This is a genomic window from Psychrobacter sp. CAL346-MNA-CIBAN-0220 (assembly GCF_040309805.1).
In the GTDB taxonomy this organism is placed as follows: Bacteria; Pseudomonadota; Gammaproteobacteria; order Pseudomonadales; family Moraxellaceae; genus Psychrobacter.
In genome coordinates this window covers 1-250 of the sequence record NZ_JBEOPF010000560.1, presented here as the reverse complement: position 1 = coordinate 250, position 250 = coordinate 1, and the positions used below count along the sequence as shown (strand labels likewise).

Genomic DNA, 250 nt, shown 5'->3' with positions numbered 1-250 from the left:
CTTGTGCGGTGGTCGCATCATCAGTTAATTCAATAATGCCTTTTGCATGTACTACGCTGTAATTCCAAGTCGGAACCGCTGGATAGGAGTCATACCAAGTGGGTGAGATATAAGAGTGAGGACCATTGAAAATACAAAGGACTCTAGTACCCGCAACACTTTTCCAATGCGGATTACTACGAGCAAAATGGCCATACAGGGTACCATTTTCGCCCTCTGAGGCAATGAGTAATAACGGTAAGTGTGAGCC

Annotated in this window: 1 protein-coding gene; it reads right to left on the bottom strand. The window is 45.2% G+C overall.

The window, feature by feature from the left end; translation table 11 throughout:
- Positions 1 to 250: FMN-binding negative transcriptional regulator (locus tag AAEY88_RS14800; RefSeq protein ID WP_350563610.1), on the bottom strand; the 250-nt coding region annotated here is incomplete at both ends.